This is a genomic window from Halomonas sp. BC2, assembly GCF_002078115.1.
GTDB classification, from domain to species: domain Bacteria; phylum Pseudomonadota; class Gammaproteobacteria; order Pseudomonadales; family Halomonadaceae; genus Vreelandella; species Vreelandella stevensii.
The window spans coordinates 170,602-186,540 of sequence record NZ_LFGT01000008.1 but is presented as its reverse complement, the minus strand read 5'-3'; the positions used below and the strand labels follow the sequence as shown (position 1 = coordinate 186,540).

Sequence of the window (15,939 nt, the reverse complement as noted above, 5' to 3'; positions counted from 1 at the left end):
CTAATGACCTGGGCCTCGCCTCCTGTCTTATTCCCGGCGCTCGTCGCCCAGCTTTCATGAGCAATTTTCTAACACACCGATGAATCTCACTGAACTCAAGCAAAAAACCGTTCCCGAGCTGCTCGATATCGCCCGCGAAATGGGTATCGACAACCTCGCCCGTTCGCGCAAGCAGGACATCATTTTCGCCATCCTCAAGAAACACGCCAAAAGTGGCGAGGATATCTATGGCGACGGTGTGCTGGAAATTCTTCAGGACGGCTTTGGCTTCCTGCGCAGCGCGGATAGCTCGTACCTCGCCGGGCCGGACGACATCTACGTCTCGCCTTCACAGATTCGTCGTTTCAATCTGCGCAAGGGCGACTCCATTTCTGGCAAGATCCGTCCGCCGAAAGAGGGTGAGCGTTACTTTGCCCTGCTGAAGGTGAGTCAGATCAACTTTGACCGCCCGGAAAACGCCAAGCACAAGATTCTCTTCGAGAACCTGACGCCGCTGTTTCCCACCGAGCGTCTGCGCATGGAGATCGGCAACGGCTCCACCGAAGACCTCACCGCACGTATCATCGACCTGACCGCGCCCATCGGCAAAGGGCAGCGTGGTTTGCTGGTGTCGCCCCCCAAGGCGGGTAAGACACTGATGCTGCAGAACATCGCCACGTCCATCACGCGTAACAACCCCGAGTGTCATCTGATCGTACTGCTGATCGATGAGCGCCCGGAGGAAGTCACCGAGATGTCGCGCACCGTGCGTGGCGAAGTCGTGGCCTCGACGTTCGATGAGCCGCCGGCGCGTCACGTTCAGGTCGCCGAAATGGTCATCGAGAAGGCCAAGCGCTTGGTCGAGCACAAGAAAGACGTGGTGATTCTGCTCGACTCCATCACCCGTCTGGCGCGGGCCTACAACACCGTGGTGCCCAGCTCTGGCAAGGTACTGACCGGTGGTGTCGATGCCCACGCGCTGGAGAAGCCCAAGCGGTTCTTTGGTGCGGCGCGTAACATCGAAGAGGGCGGCAGCCTGACGATCATCGCCACGGCGCTGGTCGACACCGGCTCCAAGATGGACGAGGTCATCTTCGAAGAGTTCAAGGGTACCGGCAACATGGAAGCCCATCTGGACCGCAAACTGGCCGAAAAGCGCGTCTTCCCGGCCATCAACATTCGTCGCAGCGGCACGCGTCGCGAAGACCTGCTGGCGTCGGAAGACGAAATGCAGCGCATGTGGATTCTGCGCAAGCTGCTCAACCCGATGGAAGATACGGCCGCGACCGAGTTCCTGATTGACCGTCTTAAAGATACCAAGACGAATCTGGAATTCTTCGAGGCAATGAAGCGCCGTTAAGGCGCTGCATGGTGGCGCCACCTGCTACGCGGCGACTGATATCCGGGTTGAGGAGAGGACCTTGAAGTACAACGACTTGCGCGATTTCATAGCAGCGCTGGAAGCTCAAGGTGAGCTCAAGCGCATTACCGCCGAAGTTGACCCCTACCTTGAAATTACCGAAATCTGTGACCGTACGCTGCGTGCCGGTGGCCCGGCACTGCTGTTCGAAAATGTCAAAGGTCACGACATGCCCCTGTTGGGCAACCTGTTTGGTACGCCCAAGCGCGTTGCGCTGGGCATGGGGCAGGAGTCGGTAGAAGCCCTGCGGGAAGTCGGCAAACTGCTGGCGTTTCTGAAGGAGCCTGACCCGCCCAAAGGGCTGAAGGATGCCTGGGAGAAGCTGCCGATCTTCAAACAGGTGCTCAGCATGGGGCCGAAGAACGTCAAACGCGCCCCGGTCCAGGAAGTGGTCTACGAAGGTGACGACGTAGACCTGGACCGCCTGCCCATTCAGCACTGCTGGCCGGGTGATGCAGCGCCGCTGGTGACCTGGCCGCTGGTGATCACCAAAGGGCCGCACAAGAAACGTCAGAACCTGGGGATCTACCGCCAGCAAAAGATCGGCAAGAACCGGCTGATCATGCGTTGGCTGTCCCATCGTGGGGGCGCGCTGGACTTTCTGGAATTCCAGAAGGCCCATCCTGGCGAGCCCTTCCCCGTGGCCGTGGCCCTGGGGGCAGACCCCGCCACGATTCTGGGGGCGGTCACTCCAGTGCCCGATTCGCTCTCGGAGTATGCGTTTGCCGGGCTGCTGCGCGGGTCGCGCACCGAGCTGGTCAAGTGCGGCCATGCCGAACTGGACGTGCCTGCCTCCGCCGAAATCATGCTGGAAGGGTTCATCTACCCCGACGACATGGCCCCGGAAGGCCCCTTTGGCGACCACACCGGCTACTACAACGAAGTAGACCGGTTCCCGGTGTTTACCGTGACGCGCATGACCATGCGCCGCGACGCGATCTACCACTCTACGTACACGGGGCGTCCGCCCGATGAGCCCGCCATTCTAGGCGTGGCGCTCAACGAGGTGTTCGTGCCGATCCTGTGCAAGCAGTTCCCCGAAATCGTCGATTTCTACCTGCCGCCGGAAGGCTGCTCCTACCGCATGGCGGTGGTCACCATGAAGAAGCAGTATCCGGGCCATGCCAAGCGGGTGATGATGGGGGTGTGGAGCTTTTTTGCGTCAGTTCATGTACACCAAGTTCGTGATCGTGCTGGACGACGATGTCGATGCCCGTAACTGGGAAGACGTCATGTGGGCAATCACCACCCGCATGGACCCGGCCCGGGACACGGTGATGGTCGAGAACACCCCCATCGACTACCTGGACTTTGCCTCGCCGGTTTCCGGGCTGGGCTCCAAGATGGGCCTGGACGCCACCAACAAGTGGCCCGGGGAAACCGACCGAGAGTGGGGAACGCCCATCGTGATGGACGATGCCATCAAGACCCGCGTCGACCAGCGTTGGGAAGAGCTTGGTATCGAGATTCCCCTGCCCGCACCGCGACACGGCTAGTGCTGCCGTGGGACTGAACGATTTGCCAAAAAAGAGGCTTTCATGAGCGTTAATACGTCAACGTGTAAAACGCTGACCTGCCAGGTGACCGCCGTTGAAGATCTCAATCCCGATGTCTTCAGGGTGGTGATTGCCGGACGCGCAGAGGCAATGCAGCACGCCCCCGGCCAGTACCTGGAACTCAAGCTGGACGACGATACCTGGGTGCCTTTCTCGATTGCCAGCGCCGACCGCGGCGACGGCACCTTGGAACTGCAGATCCAGCACTGGCCCGAGCGCGAGAACTCCCGTCGGTTACGCCAGTTGCTACAGGTGGCCAACCAGTTGACCGTACGCCTGCCCAGCGGTGACTGTGTGCTGGATGGGCAGAGTGAGCGCCCCCTGCTGCTGATCGCCGCAGGAACCGGGTTCGCGCAGATGAAAGCCATCGTCGAGGCGGCCCTGCGTGACCAGCCACAGCGGCCGATATCGCTGTGGTGGGCGAACCGCGAGCACCGCGATCTCTATGCCGAAGATCTGGCATGCCAGTGGGCTCAACAGGCCGAGCAGCTGTCGTTCCATGCGGTGACTGAGTTTCCGCTGACCGAACCTCTCGCTGCTGGCGAGCGTATTCACCACCATCAGGGGCGGGTCGACCTGGTGCTGGAGAGCCAGTTGGTGAAGGCGCTGGAAAAAACGCTGGGCACGCCGGAAGGCTGCGATATTTACCTCTCTGGTTCGCCGGGCATGGTGTACGCCTGCGTCGATGTGCTGGAGCGGCTGGGCGCGAGCAGTGAGCGTATGTTCTCGGATGTGTTTGCCTACGCTCCACGCCCTCACTAGAATGATCTACCGACGTAAGCAATAGAGCGGCAAGAGCCGCCTGTAGACCCTTGACGAGGAGGCTATATGGCCCATCATGATGAAGACTTCAAAGATGAATCCGGACTGTTGCCTATCGTGCTGGGCATCGTCGTGCTGGTCAGCATGAGTGCGCTGCCCGCCACCATCGGCTGGATTCAGGCCTTCAGTAACTGAGGCTGCCGCTGGCCTGACGGACAGGCCAGCCCCTTGAATGGAAAATCTTGCATGAAGAACCTCGAATGGCGGGTTGCCATTTGGCGTTTTGGCAGGCAGGATGAAACAGTATCGTCGTTATGACTTTTTATGAGGAAGCCGCCATGCATCATGCCGCGTGTTCAGACCGCCGTCAGCGCCAACCGGAAACGGTGGTGGGCGTGTGGGCGAATACGTCGCTGAGCGTCGCGTCTTTCCAGCCCGTTTATTATGCAGCGTATTGGTTTAGCCAGGGTGTGCCGCTGGCCGACGCCTGATGTCGGGCCGGCAGGCACACCGCACAGGTGACCTGCCGCATGCAAAAAGCCTCGGTGGGTTACCCCACCGAGGCTTTTTTCGTTTTAAGCTGCGGTCAGCCAGGCTGGCCTGAACGGGCCACGGGTTTTCATTCAATGCAACACAGGAGCTGCACCATGTCTTACCGCAACCGCGCAATCGTTAGCCCCCAGGCCTTCCGTTATATCGGCTATGGCTATGGCTGGCGATTTAGTGACGCGCGGTCGGTGCAAGCTGCCACCTCCGATCGTGCTTGCCTGGGTGGCAAGGAAGGATTGCGATGTTTAGCGCTGTGTCCCACGATCTCGGAGAGTTGACCCATGAATGCCCCTATTGCCCCCCAATGCACGCCCTTGGCAGACGACCACGTCTCCTTGTCCTCCACGCCCTTGCCGTTGCCCGCTGAGCTGCGCCAGCGCATTGCCATCAATGCTCCCTTGGCCGTACAGATTGCCGAGCAGCAGCGTGCGGTACAACGTATTTTGAATGGCCAGGATGACCGCCTGCTGGTGGTGGTCGGGCCTTGCTCCATTCACGACCCGGACGCTGCACTGGAGTATGCCGACCGCCTGGCGGCGCTCAGCGAGGACATTGGCCAGCATATCCTGCCGGTCATGCGTGTCTACGTGGAGAAGCCGCGTACCACGGTGGGCTGGAAGGGACTGGCCTACGACCCGCACCTGGATGGCAGCGGTGACATGCCTCATGGAATTGCCCTGTCGCGGGAGTTGATGCATGCGGTGGCCTCGCGCGGTTTGCCGGTGGCGACCGAGCTGCTGCAGCCCATGCTGGCGCCTTACCTGGATGACCTGCTGAGCTGGGTGGCGATTGGCGCGCGGACCACGGAGTCCCAGCTGCACCGGGAGCTGGCCAGTGACCTGACCGCCGCGGTGGGTTTCAAGAACGCCACTAGTGGCGATGTGCAGGTGGCCATTGACGCCATGCAGGCTGCGGCGCACGCCCATCAGCGGTTTGCCATGGACCGCCAGGGGCGCCCCATCATGCAGGAAACCGCCGGTAACCCGCACACCCATGTGGTGTTGCGCGGCGGGCACGGCGAGCCCAATTATCAGGCCCACCACGTGCAGGCGGCCATCGACACGCTGCAACGTGCGGGGCAGAACCCACGCCTGATGGTGGACTGCAGCCATGCCAACGCCCGCAAGGATCATCGTCGGCAAAGCGAGGTCATGCGGGAGGTACTGGCGCAGCGCCAGGCAGGCGAGGCCCGCCTGGTCGCGCTGATGCTGGAGAGCCATCTGGTCGAAGGCAAGCAGCCGCTGAGCCCGGGCCAACTGCGCTATGGCGTCTCGGTCACCGATGCCTGCGTGGGTTGGGAGACCACCGAGCGGCTGCTGAAGAGCGCCGCCGAACAGCTGGCCTGAGCGCGTTGACTGGCCTGGTCAGCCCCGTATCATAAGAGGTTCCTTTCGATAACGAGGTTGGCCATGGCCTTTACCCTTGAGCACCACGATCCAGATACCTATCGGCGCAAGGCGCGCATCATCAGCATCATCATGGCAGGGCAGCTGGTGGTGTTCGGCCTGCTGTTCTCCATGCTGCTGACCGCGACTTTCGGCAGCAGCTTCTGGCTGAATGCCCTCGGGGTGCTGCTGGGCCTGCTGGCGACCAGCGCCATGTTTGCGGCCCTGCGTGAGCGGCCCTGGATGGTGGAGATGCGCTACGTCTGGCAGCTCAAGCATCACCTGTCGCGTATTAGTAGCTATCTGCAGCCGCTGCGTCGTGGGGTAGAAGAGGACAATCGCCTGGCGCTGGATATCCTGACCTTTTATCACCAGGGCATGTCGCAACTGGCCGAGCTGAACGGCCGCACCACCGATGACGATGCCGAGCGGCTGGCCGAAAAAATGCAGGTCAAGGTCCGGCGCGAAGCGCTTGGCTTGCCCGCAGAGGTAACGTCTTTCGATCCGCATGATCTCAGCGCCTTCAAACCGTCATAACGGGAACCTGCCTCATGATCGCCAAGCCCATTACCTTTCGTCCGCTGTTGGCCATGGCCTCGGTGGTCCTGCTGGCAGGCTGTGCTAGCACCCCACCTGCGGCGGATACCCCCACCCGCACCACGGTGCATAGCACCGCGCCCTTGCTGCCTTCTGCGCTGTTTCCCGGCAGTGCGGAGCAGTTCCAGGCCTGGCATTGCCAGCCGGCTCATCAGGATCTGGTCACCGCCTTGAATGGCGACGAATTGCGCTTGTGGTCGCTGCACGGTGCCTGGCGTTTGCCGCAGGCCGTGGTGGCCAGTGGTGCGCGTTATCAGGATGGCGAGATCAGCTTCTGGAACCGTGGCGAGCAGGCCCAGGTAGAGACGCCGCGTGGTCAGTTGCAGTGCCAGCAGGGGTTGGCACGCGCTGCGGCCACCCGTGCGGCACATCCGGGCGTCATGTTCCTGGCGCGAGGCAACGAGCCCGGCTGGAGTATCGAGCTGGCCCATGACGCACCGGTCATGACCTGGACCACGCAGTACGGCAGTGAAACGACCACGCTATCTTATATGGTCAGCGTCATGGATAACGCCGCCGGTCGTGTGGTGATCGAAAACGCCGATGCCGAGTCGTTTTTCCGGGTGAGGATCGAGTCAGGGGCCTGTTTTGACGACATGAAAGGCCAGCCGTACCCTGCCCGTGTCACGGTCAGTATCGGCGGCGAGCAGTACAAGGGGTGTGGCCAAGGCATTGCGCCATGACCACAACTCTGAACTTCCCTTCATGCGGGGTCAGCAGCGATAAAGAAACGGCTCGGTGCGCCATTGAGGATCGACGAAGTCAGTGGCGCAGAGTGCCGAAATATCGCCGCCTGCCCGTGACGCCAGGCGCGCCAGGGTTTCCAGCTCCAGCCCGCGTGGAGTGCTGACCTGCTCGCTGACCTCCAGCGGTACCCAGCGCTCATCTTCCCGGGTGGCCAGGGTGAAGTTGAAGGGGTGAAAGCCGGGGAACCCGAGACGAATGTCGGTGGCGATTAGCGTATCGACGCCATCGATCTGGCGGATCTCGTAGCGCAGGAATGGCCCCGTGAACCAGGCCAGGCGCTCCCCTTTGGGGTTGCCAAGGGCCGCGCTTTCCAGTGCCACGTTACGCCGCAAGGGCTCCAGCGTGGGTGTGCGCTGGCGGTCGAACACGCTGATCAAGCTTTCGTAGTAGTGATCGTCGTCAATGATCGTGGCGCGCCATAGGGCAATATTGAAGGGGGTGGGCTGCACGATTACCGGCGCCTGCTGCAGGTTGGCCTCAGCCAGGGCGGGGGCCAGGCGCTGCTCGACGTGCCACTTGGCGCCGGCGGCCAGCAGCAAGTAGGCGCTGGACACCGCCAGGCCCACGCGACACGCTTTTTGCACCTTGTGGGTCGAGGCGCCAATGATCAAGGCCAGCAGCAGGGGCAGTGTATAAAGCGGATCGATAATGAACACGATCGGCCACGCAGCCGGGGGCACGTCCAGCGGCCAGAACAGTTGGGTGCCGTAGGTGGTCAGGGCGTCCAGCAGTGGGTGGGTGGTCAGGCAGAGGACGTAGAACCACCACCAGTGGCGCAGGTGAACGGGGCGCTGCTGCGTGGCGGGCCAGCGGTAGGCGGTCAGGAGAGCCAGCAGAGTACCCAGCCCCGTCAGGACGAACAGCGAATGGCTGAAGCCACGGTGCTCGGTGACATTGGCCACGGCATCGCCGTAGTCCAGCACTACGTCCAGGTCGGGCAGTGTGCCGAGTAGTGCGCCCACCACGATGGCCTTGCGGCCCCAGCGGCGCCCCAATATTGCGCCGCCCACAGCGGCACCCAACGCCGCCTGTGTAATCGAATCCACTGATGCCTCCCGGGGTCGTCCCGTCTATCGCGTGATGGTGTTAGTATTATACAGATCTTCAGTGATGGTGATGAAATGTCGAAAAAACGTCTAATAATGCCGCTGTCGATGATAGCAGGGCTGGCGGTATCGTTGTCGTTTGCACAGGCCGCTCCCGTGATCGAGGTACACAGTGACCCCCACTGCGGCTGTTGCAGCGACTGGGTAAGCCACCTGGAAGAGGCTGGCTTCGAGGTCGACCACCACCGCCATGATGGTGTGCGCACCATCAAGATAGAGCATGGCGTTACCCCTGAGCTGGCGTCCTGTCATACGGCGCTGGTAGAGGGCTATGTCATCGAGGGCCACGTGCCAGCGGCTGACATTCAGCGCCTGCTGGAGGAGCGCCCGGCCATTGCTGGCCTGGCCGTACCCGGTATGCCGCATGGTTCACCGGGCATGGAAACCGGCAGGGTAGACGACTACGCGGTGCTCGGATTCACCCACGATGCGCGTCCGCCTGCTATCTTTAGCGAGTATCTTCAACCATAGCAAAGGGTTAGCGCTGACCCACTGGCGCTGCACTTGACCAGAGAGAGACGACTCAATGCAATTTCTACATACCATGGTGCGCGTCCAGGACCTGGATGCTTCGCTGCACTTCTACTGCGATCTGCTAGGCCTCAAGGAAGTACGCCGTAAAGAGAACGAGAAAGGGCGTTTTACGCTGATATTCCTGGCCGCGCCGGACGATGAAGCTCGCTCGGAGCGCCTGACGGCACCCGAGCTGGAACTGACCTACAACTGGGACCCCGAGGAGTACACCGGCGGGCGCAATTTCGGTCACCTGGCTTACCGTGTCGAGAACATCTACGACCTGTGCCAGAAGCTGCAGGACAATGGCGTCACCATCAATCGTCCGCCTCGGGACGGCTATATGGCGTTCGTGAAGTCGCCGGATGGCATCTCCATCGAACTGCTGCAAAAAGGCGATGCCCTGGCACCGCAAGAGCCTTGGGCATCCATGGAAAACAGCGGCAGCTGGTGAATGAGCAGGAGCACACGCAAGGTGAAAGCACACTATCGTAATACGTTGATGGGGCTGAGTCTGGCGCTACTGGTGGCGGCCTGTGGTAGCTCACCGCAGCAGGAGCGAGTGGATGCGCCCCCCCGTGGTGAACTGTCGGGGCCGGTCGTCGAGCAGCGCTGGAACCTGCTGCTGGTGGGGACCGATGAGCGTTTGTCGATGCCCAGTACGCCATTTTTCCGCATTGGGCGCGATGGCAAGGTGAGTGGTTCGGATGGCTGCAACCAGTTTACCGGCACCGTTAGTCTGGGGGAGAGTCAGCGCATCGAGTTCAGCGAGTTGGCATCCACCCGCATGGCCTGCCCGAACATGGAAGATGCCAAGCGGGTCACGGACATGCTGGATACCGCCTACCGCTACCTGATCGACCATGATCGGCTGGTGTTCTTCGGCCCGGATAGCCGGGTGCTGGGCGGCTGGCGCAAAGCCAACGGCTAGCAGCGGCAGGAACGGTTTTAATGTGTGAAAGGCGGATTGAAGCGGGCAACGAAGCGCGCATCGATCCGCTTTTTCCATTCCCATACCCAGCGGCCTGAAAAACCGATGGCGCCTCGACTGGCAATGGCGCGACCGTCCCCTGTGCCAATCAGTGCCAGCACTCGCCTGGGGGGCTCCCAGGTGGCCAGCGGGGCGCCGTAGCAGGCGGCTCGCAGGTTGTCGGCCAACACGGGCCCCATACGCACTGCGTACACGCCGGCCTTGGGCAGTGGCGGCGTGTGCTGGCCGAAAGCTGCACAGTCTCCCGCCGCAAATATCCCCGAGTGGCCTGTGACTTCGAGGGTCGTGTTCACGCTGATGAACCCCCGTTCGTTGCGTGGCAGCGCGGTTTTCTCGAGCCAAGGCTGGCCCACGGCGCCGGTGGCCCAGAGCACGATGTCGGCGTCGATACGCTGGCCTGCTTGCGTATGCACGCCGCCCGCCACTAATGCACTGCCCCGTAATCCCGCGTGTACGGCAATATCGGCCCGTTGAAGTGCGCGCAGTACCAGCCTGCGCGGTAGCCAGCCAGCGCCAGGCAGCAGCGAGGGGGACGCGCTGATGATGGCGCCTTTCCATGCCACGTCGGGACGCCGTTGGCGCAGCTGTGCCAGTACGCTCATCAGGGTTTCACAGCCCGCCGCACCGCCCCCCACGCTCACCACGTTCTGCCGTGTGCCGGGAGGCAACTGGTCGATATCCTCCAACAGCGCCTGCCAGCGATGGTGCAGAGAACCGAGTGGCCGCATGGCCAGCAGGGCGGGCTGCGTGCGCTCAGCGTTTTCGGCGTGCTGAGGCGGCTGGAGAGTTGCGCCCACGTTGAGCGAGGCCACGTCGAAGGCCACCACATGGCCGTCCTGCAGAGTGACCTGGCGTTTCGTGGGGCACAGGGCCACGGCCGGTGAGGTGATGAGACGAGCCCCCGCCCGCTGGCAGAGCGCGGCGATGTCCAGCTGGGTGTCGCGCAGCGTGCACTCCCCCGCAAGCCAGGCAGGCACGCCACCGGAATAGGCGGCCAGTGGACTATCGCTGACCACCGTGAGCGATATCGTCGGGTCCGGGCGCTGGGCAAACGCTTCCAGCACGAAGGCGTGGGCGTGGCCTGCGCCGACCAGCAATAGCCGCTTGGGTGGGGGCATCGGGGATACTCTTGTGTCGAAGGCTGCAGGGCAGCGTCAAGGGCAAAGAACGCACCGGTTCTTGCCAGCCTGCTTGGCAAGATAGAGGCCCTGGTCGGCGCGTTCAAGCCATTGCCGAGGCGATTCATGGGCGTGTAGCAGCGTGGCTCCCATACTGATCGAGACCGGCGCCGCCACGGCGAAGCGGACGTTTGCGACGGCTAGCCGTACGCGGTTGGCAAACTGCAAGGTGCCCTCATGGTCGAGCTCCCTGGCCAGAATCATGAACTCTTCGCCGCCCCAGCGGCCAAGGTGGTCTCCTTGGCGCAAGACTCTCTCTACCACGCCGACCAGATCGCGCAACACATCATCGCCTACCGCATGCCCATGAGTGTCATTGATGCGCTTGAAATCGTCGATGTCGAACAGAATGAGCGCCATGGTGGTGTGGGTCGGGTCGATACTGTCGAGCACCAGTTCGGTATAGTAACGGTTCCAGCACTGGGTAAGGGCGTCCTTGTGCGCCAGGGTTTCCAGCCATTGATTCGTGGCGACGAGCTGCTGGTTGAGATTGGCGATTTCGATGGCCGTGATGACCGAGGTCAAGTCATCGGCCAGCTCGGCAAGGCTGTTGATCTCGGATGCGAGCCAGTAGCCGACAGGAGTATGCGGGCAGCTCAGTTCGGGCAGCAGTGGCACGGCGTGACGACGACGAAACAGCATCAGCCACGCTGGCTGTGCGTCAGCAACATGAACACTGACGGCAATCCCGCCCGCGCACTCGCCATCAAGCTCGATGGCCTCCGTGTCGTCCAGCGGTGCTGCCAGGGACGTGATGGCCGCTAGAAGCTGGCGCTCAGGGGGGCACTGGCCAAAGCAGGCCAGCTCTTCCTGATAATAGAGCGCTATGCCGACCGCTTGAAAGATGCGACACCAGCTTTGTCCGTGACGTTGAACGAGATGCTCGATACTGCATGTGTGCTGCATGTCTTTGAGAATGGAGCGTCTTCGCCGCCTCAGGCGTATACGCCTCTCCGTTGCATTGGCGGCCTTCAAAAGACGCAGGCGCTGGCTGGCAAGGTCGATGAAGAGCGTCAGCCACTGGGTTTGCTCATGAGTATCCGGCGTTGGATAAGCCACATAGCCCCAAATGCCGAACTCGCCTTGGATGTCGCGATAGTCCAGCCCGAGCGTGGACAAAGAGGCGAGCGAGGTGATGAGCCGCAGCGCATGGGGGGCTGCCTGTTGGCCAGCAGGCGAAAGATAGTAGGTCAGGTGCAGGGCTTTGGCGTCGTGAAGACGGTACAGGGCGATGGGCTGCTGACGGTTGATATGGTACAGCGTGCTGGCCAGCCCCTTCAGCAGCGTATCCGGGTCGGGTGCCGAACCAAGGGTCGATAACGCCCGGTGCAGATAACTCGGTTCGGGAAGATAAGGCGTCTGGCTCATCCTGGCAGACTCCTGGCGCGCTAGCGGCCGTCTTGCGTGTGCACGGTTTAGTTTAATTCGGAATTGAAGTAATGATTCAATCAGAAGGTTAACCGTTATTCAACTCTTATTGAAGAATCACTTCACATTGGCGGCATGAATGAAAAAAGCATGTTTGCCGAGCGTTTGATAGCCGCCATGCAAGCGGCAGGGTACGAAGCCCGACCCTCCGTTCTGGAGCGTGAATTCAATCTGCGCTATTGGGGAAAACCCATCACCTTCCAGGCGGTCAGGCGCTGGTTGCGGGGAGACTCGTTTCCAAGCCAGGAAAAGCTGCTGGTTCTGGCCCAGTGGTTGTCCGTCTCTCCGCACTATTTGCGTTACGGCGCGGCTGAGGTGGTGGGTGTCAAGGAGCCTGCCGCCGCCTGGCAGGTATCCCCCGATGCCGATGAACTGAGGCTGTTGGCCCTGTATCGCCAGCTACCCCAGGCACAGCGGAAACTGGTGCGCGACATCATGGAAAACTTCGTAAACGACCCACAACCCCCCTGATCCATCGCACCCAAGCGCCCCTGCCCGCGGTGGTCATTCGCCACGGCGCCAGTGAAAGTAGCGGTTCAACCAGGCCAGCACACGCTCGGGTTTGTGCGCGTTCTTCCATACGCCTGCGGTGGCCTTGGCCGCTTCGCCCAGGGTGGGGTAGGGGTGAATGGTGCCGAGCAGCTTGTTCAGCCCCAACCCGTGTTTCATGGCCAGGGTGAATTCGCCCAGCCACTCGCCAGCGTTTTCCGCCACGATGGTGGCGCCCAGAATCTTGTCCTTGCCGGGCACGGTCAGCACCTTGATGAAGCCGTCGGTGGCACCTTCGGCAATGGCGCGGTCGCTGTCGCGCATGGCGTAGCGGGTCACTTCGTAGGCAATGCCTTTGGCGGTGGCCTCTTTTTCATTCAGCCCCACCCGCGCCACCTCCGGCTGTACGTAGGTCACGGCGGGCATGAAACGGTAATCCACGGCGAAGCTTTTCAGCTCGCCAAACAGGGCGTTGACGGCGGCGTGCCAGGCCTGATGCGCCGCCGCATGGGTCAGCTGATAGGGGCCTGCCAGATCACCGCAGGCCCAGATGTTGGGCACCCGGGTTTGCAGCCGCTCATTGAGGGCCAGGGTGCCGACCTGGGTCGTACTGATGCCCAGTGTTTCCAGCCCCAGGCCTTCCACGTTGGCCTGACGCCCCGCGCTGACCAGCAAATAATCGAACGCCAGCGTCAAGCGTTCCCCCTGGTGCTCGATGACGAGCTGGTGTGCACCGTCTGCCTGGCTGACTTCCAGCGCAGTGGCGCCCGTCATCACCGTCACGCCTTCCCCGGAGAGCGTGCCTGCCACATGCTCGCCTACCTCGCTATCTTCACGGCCCAACAGCTGGGGCGCACCTTCAACCAGGGTGACCTGACTGCCCAGCCGAGCAAAGCTTTGGCTGAGTTCGCAGCCAATGGCGCCGCCGCCCAGCACCACCAGGCGCTTGGGCAGCTCGGTGAGCGACCACAGGTTTTCCGAGGTGAGCAGTGGCGCGTGCTCGATGCCGGGCAGCGGCGGCACCCGTGGGCGAGCCCCCGTGGCCAGCACGATATGGCGCGCGGTGAGCGTGGTATTCCCCACGCGAACTTGCCAGGGCGTGACGAGCTGGGCGTGGTCCTGATACACCGTGACCCCCCAGCCCGGTATAGCGCTCGACGCTGTCGTGGGGCTCGATGTCGGCAATGGCTTGATGGACATGGCCCATCACTTTGGCAAAGTCCACCTCGGGGGCACTGGCGCTGACGCCAAACCGATGGGCGGTGCGAATCTCGTGGGCCGCCCGTGCCGCCCGTATCAACGCTTTGGAAGGCACGCAGCCGGTATTCAGGCAGTCGCCGCCCATCTTGTGCTTTTCAACGAGGGCTACCTTGGCGTTGACGGCGCTGGCGATGTAGCTGGTGACCAGCCCCGCCGAGCCACCGCCGATCACCACGATGTCGTAATCGAAGCGTGCAGGCCGGGTAAAGTCCTGGTAAACCTTGCGTGTTTGCACGGCGGCGGCAATACGCCGGGCCAGCCAAGGAAACACCGCCAGCAGTGCAAACGAAGCCAGCAGCCCCGGCGAGACGATCCCCCCCAGGCTCTCCAGCTCACCCAGCTGGCCGCCCGCGTTGACGTAGACGGCCGTGCCCGGCAGCATGCCCAGCTGGCTCACCCAGTAAAACGTGGTGAGCTTGATCCGCGTGAGTCCCATGACCAGATTGATCATGAAAAACGGGAAGATCGGCACCAGGCGCAGCGTGAACAGATAGAACGCGCCGTCCTTCTCCACGCCCCGGTTGACCGTCTCGAACTGGCGGGGAAAGCGCTTTTCAATCGGCCCACGAAACAAGAAGCGCGAGAGCAGGAACGCCAGGGTGGCCCCCAGGGTGCTGGCAAAGGAGATGATCAGCAGCCCCCAGCCCAGGCCAAACAGTGCCCCGCCCAGTAGCGTCAACAAGGCCGCACCGGGCAAGGAGAGCGCCGTCATCACCACATACACCGCGAAGAACAGACCCGCCACTTGCCAGGGAGACTGCTGGAACGCGGCCTGAAACTGGCTGCGGTAGGCCTGCAAGGTCTCTAGGGTAAAGAAGGTGTGGGCGCCACTGACGTAAAAGCCCAGTATGGCCAACAGCAGCAGGGTGATGAGCAGCAGGCGCTGACGATTCATGGCAGGCTCCGGGAGAGGAAGAGGTGATGGTCAGTGACGATACGCGAGAATGCCTTACACACTCGCTTGATGAAGTTGTTGCCAGCGAAACCAGTCTTCGGGGCGGTCGATGTCCCACATGGTGTCGGGGTAGGCGGCCTCCAGGCCCAACGCGGCAAGGCGTTCGCGGGTTACGCTCAGCACCTGCTCGGAGCCCCAGGGAATCGCCGTGAACAGCTCGGGGTAGTCCTGGTGGCTGCCAATCAGCCCGTAGCCGCCATCTTCGGCGGGCAAAATGACCACATCAAAGGTGGCCAGGGCTGCTCGGCAGCGTCGCAGCATGGCCACGCTGATGCTGGGACAGTCGGTGCCCATGACCATGGCCGGGTAGCCTGACGTGTGATTCAGTGCCCGGCGAACGCGCATGCCCACGTCGCCAGGCTGCTGGGCCGCCAGGGCAATGCCATGCTGCGCCTGCAGCTCCAGAAACAGCGGGTGATTATGCTCCAGCGAGGTCCAGAGCGTGACCTGGCTCGCCCCCAGGGCCTCGCAGGCCGTGGCCACACAGTGGCGCACCATGGTGGCATGAGCATCGGCGGCCCCCTGAGGGCCCAGAGCAGGGATTAGCCGGGTCTTGGCATGGCCGGGCAGTGGGGCCTTGGCCAACAGATGCAAGTGGGCAGACAGTGAGTCAACGGGCATCACGGTACTCCTTGGCCAGTTGCGTGGCACTGACGCCACGCCAGTAGCGGTAGCGCAGCCGCCACATCAGGCAGATGGTTGTCCAGGCGCCCTGCTGGTCCCAGCGCCTGCCCGAGCTTACCACTTTATGGGGCAGACAGGCGGGCGGTGAGTACGCCTTCAGGCGCTTGCTGAGTTCGATATCTTCCATCAGCGGCTGGTCGGGAAAGCCGCCCAGCGCAAAAAACGTCTCACGACGCACGAACAGCCCCTGGTCGCCGGTGGCGATGCCGCTGAGCCGAGAGCGTCGGTTCATCAGCGCGGCGACGAGCGGCAGCCAGCGGCTTTGCCCTGCCAGACGAATGTCAAAGCGCCCCCAGTGGCGGTGCAGCAGCGCCTGGCAAAGCGCATCGATGGCCCGGGT

Annotated in this window: 16 protein-coding genes and 2 pseudogenes; 12 read left to right on the top strand and 6 right to left on the bottom strand. The window is 62.3% G+C overall.

Annotation, left to right across the window (positions count from 1 at the left end; genetic code table 11):
* Positions 1-79 precede the first annotated feature (79 nt).
* The 8 genes and pseudogenes from rho (at position 80) to B7L71_RS06195 (ending at position 6,931) form a co-directional block, all read left to right on the top strand.
* A complete protein-coding gene (rho, locus tag B7L71_RS06225; protein ID WP_016915030.1) occupies positions 80-1,339 on the top strand; it encodes a transcription termination factor Rho in 1,260 nt (419 codons plus the stop codon).
* Between the two features lie 61 nt (positions 1,340-1,400).
* A pseudogene (gene ubiD / locus B7L71_RS06220) lies at positions 1,401-2,895 on the top strand (4-hydroxy-3-polyprenylbenzoate decarboxylase).
* A 42-nt stretch (positions 2,896-2,937) separates the two neighbouring features.
* On the top strand, positions 2,938-3,717 hold the full coding sequence (locus B7L71_RS06215) for an FAD-binding oxidoreductase (protein ID WP_081136709.1): 780 nt from the start codon (positions 2,938-2,940) through the stop codon (positions 3,715-3,717).
* 66 nt (positions 3,718-3,783) lie between these two features.
* Positions 3,784-3,912, top strand: a complete 129-nt coding sequence (locus tag B7L71_RS17860) for a hypothetical protein (RefSeq protein ID WP_016915027.1) — start codon at positions 3,784-3,786, stop codon at positions 3,910-3,912.
* 143 nt (positions 3,913-4,055) lie between these two features.
* Positions 4,056-4,208 carry a hypothetical protein gene (locus tag B7L71_RS17280; RefSeq protein WP_170919446.1) on the top strand — a complete coding sequence of 51 codons (153 nt, stop codon included), beginning with the start codon at positions 4,056-4,058 and terminating at the stop codon, positions 4,206-4,208.
* Positions 4,209-4,547: 339 nt separating this feature from the next.
* Entirely contained in the window at positions 4,548-5,612 is a 1,065-nt protein-coding gene (locus B7L71_RS06205; protein WP_081136705.1) for a 3-deoxy-7-phosphoheptulonate synthase, read from the top strand.
* Between the two features lie 63 nt (positions 5,613-5,675).
* A complete protein-coding gene (locus B7L71_RS06200) occupies positions 5,676-6,188 on the top strand; it encodes a DUF3087 family protein (protein ID WP_016915024.1) in 513 nt (170 codons plus the stop codon).
* Positions 6,189-6,202: 14 nt separating this feature from the next.
* Positions 6,203-6,931: an MliC family protein gene (locus B7L71_RS06195; protein ID WP_081136703.1), complete on the top strand. Its 729-nt coding sequence runs from the start codon at positions 6,203-6,205 to the stop codon at positions 6,929-6,931.
* A gap of 30 nt (positions 6,932-6,961) precedes the next feature.
* Here B7L71_RS06195 and B7L71_RS06190 read toward each other — a convergent pair whose 3' ends face one another.
* Positions 6,962-8,041 carry a metal-dependent hydrolase gene (locus B7L71_RS06190; RefSeq protein WP_081136701.1) on the bottom strand — a complete coding sequence of 360 codons (1,080 nt, stop codon included), beginning with the start codon at positions 8,039-8,041 and terminating at the stop codon, positions 6,962-6,964.
* A gap of 75 nt (positions 8,042-8,116) precedes the next feature.
* On the opposite strand from B7L71_RS06190, the gene B7L71_RS06185 reads away from it, so the two are divergent.
* Genes B7L71_RS06185 through B7L71_RS06175 form a run of 3 tightly spaced genes read left to right on the top strand, consistent with a single transcriptional unit; the run spans position 8,117 to position 9,545 of the window.
* Positions 8,117-8,572 (top strand): DUF411 domain-containing protein, encoded by a 456-nt coding sequence (locus B7L71_RS06185; RefSeq protein WP_170919445.1) that lies wholly within the window; start codon positions 8,117-8,119, stop codon positions 8,570-8,572.
* A 55-nt stretch (positions 8,573-8,627) separates the two neighbouring features.
* Positions 8,628-9,068, top strand: a complete 441-nt coding sequence (gene gloA / locus B7L71_RS06180; protein WP_081136697.1) for a lactoylglutathione lyase — start codon at positions 8,628-8,630, stop codon at positions 9,066-9,068.
* A gap of 48 nt (positions 9,069-9,116) precedes the next feature.
* Positions 9,117-9,545 carry an META domain-containing protein gene (locus tag B7L71_RS06175; RefSeq protein ID WP_371317431.1) on the top strand — a complete coding sequence of 143 codons (429 nt, stop codon included), beginning with the start codon at positions 9,117-9,119 and terminating at the stop codon, positions 9,543-9,545.
* Positions 9,546-9,562: 17 nt separating this feature from the next.
* Here the strand turns inward: B7L71_RS06175 and B7L71_RS06170 are convergent, their stop codons facing one another.
* Positions 9,563-10,723, bottom strand: coding sequence for an FAD-dependent oxidoreductase (locus B7L71_RS06170; RefSeq protein ID WP_016915018.1), 1,161 nt, complete (start codon positions 10,721-10,723; stop codon positions 9,563-9,565).
* 36 nt (positions 10,724-10,759) lie between these two features.
* Entirely contained in the window at positions 10,760-12,151 is a 1,392-nt protein-coding gene (locus B7L71_RS06165) for a GGDEF domain-containing protein (protein ID WP_081136693.1), read from the bottom strand.
* 150 nt (positions 12,152-12,301) lie between these two features.
* Here B7L71_RS06165 and B7L71_RS06160 point away from each other — a divergent pair, with 150 nt between their 5' ends.
* Complete coding sequence (locus B7L71_RS06160; protein ID WP_016915016.1) at positions 12,302-12,682, top strand: hypothetical protein; 381 nt, start codon at positions 12,302-12,304, stop codon at positions 12,680-12,682.
* A 33-nt stretch (positions 12,683-12,715) separates the two neighbouring features.
* Here B7L71_RS06160 and B7L71_RS06155 read toward each other — a convergent pair.
* From B7L71_RS06155 to B7L71_RS06145, 3 genes and pseudogenes are all read right to left on the bottom strand, one after another.
* Positions 12,716-14,855 (bottom strand): annotated as a pseudogene (locus tag B7L71_RS06155) (FAD-dependent oxidoreductase).
* Between the two features lie 54 nt (positions 14,856-14,909).
* Positions 14,910-15,536 carry a TIGR04282 family arsenosugar biosynthesis glycosyltransferase gene (locus B7L71_RS06150; RefSeq protein WP_016915014.1) on the bottom strand — a complete coding sequence of 209 codons (627 nt, stop codon included), beginning with the start codon at positions 15,534-15,536 and terminating at the stop codon, positions 14,910-14,912.
* A partial coding sequence (locus B7L71_RS06145; protein ID WP_170919443.1) for a TIGR04283 family arsenosugar biosynthesis glycosyltransferase occupies positions 15,526-15,939 on the bottom strand: 414 nt, incomplete at its 5' end. The genes B7L71_RS06145 and B7L71_RS06150, both read right to left, overlap by 11 nt.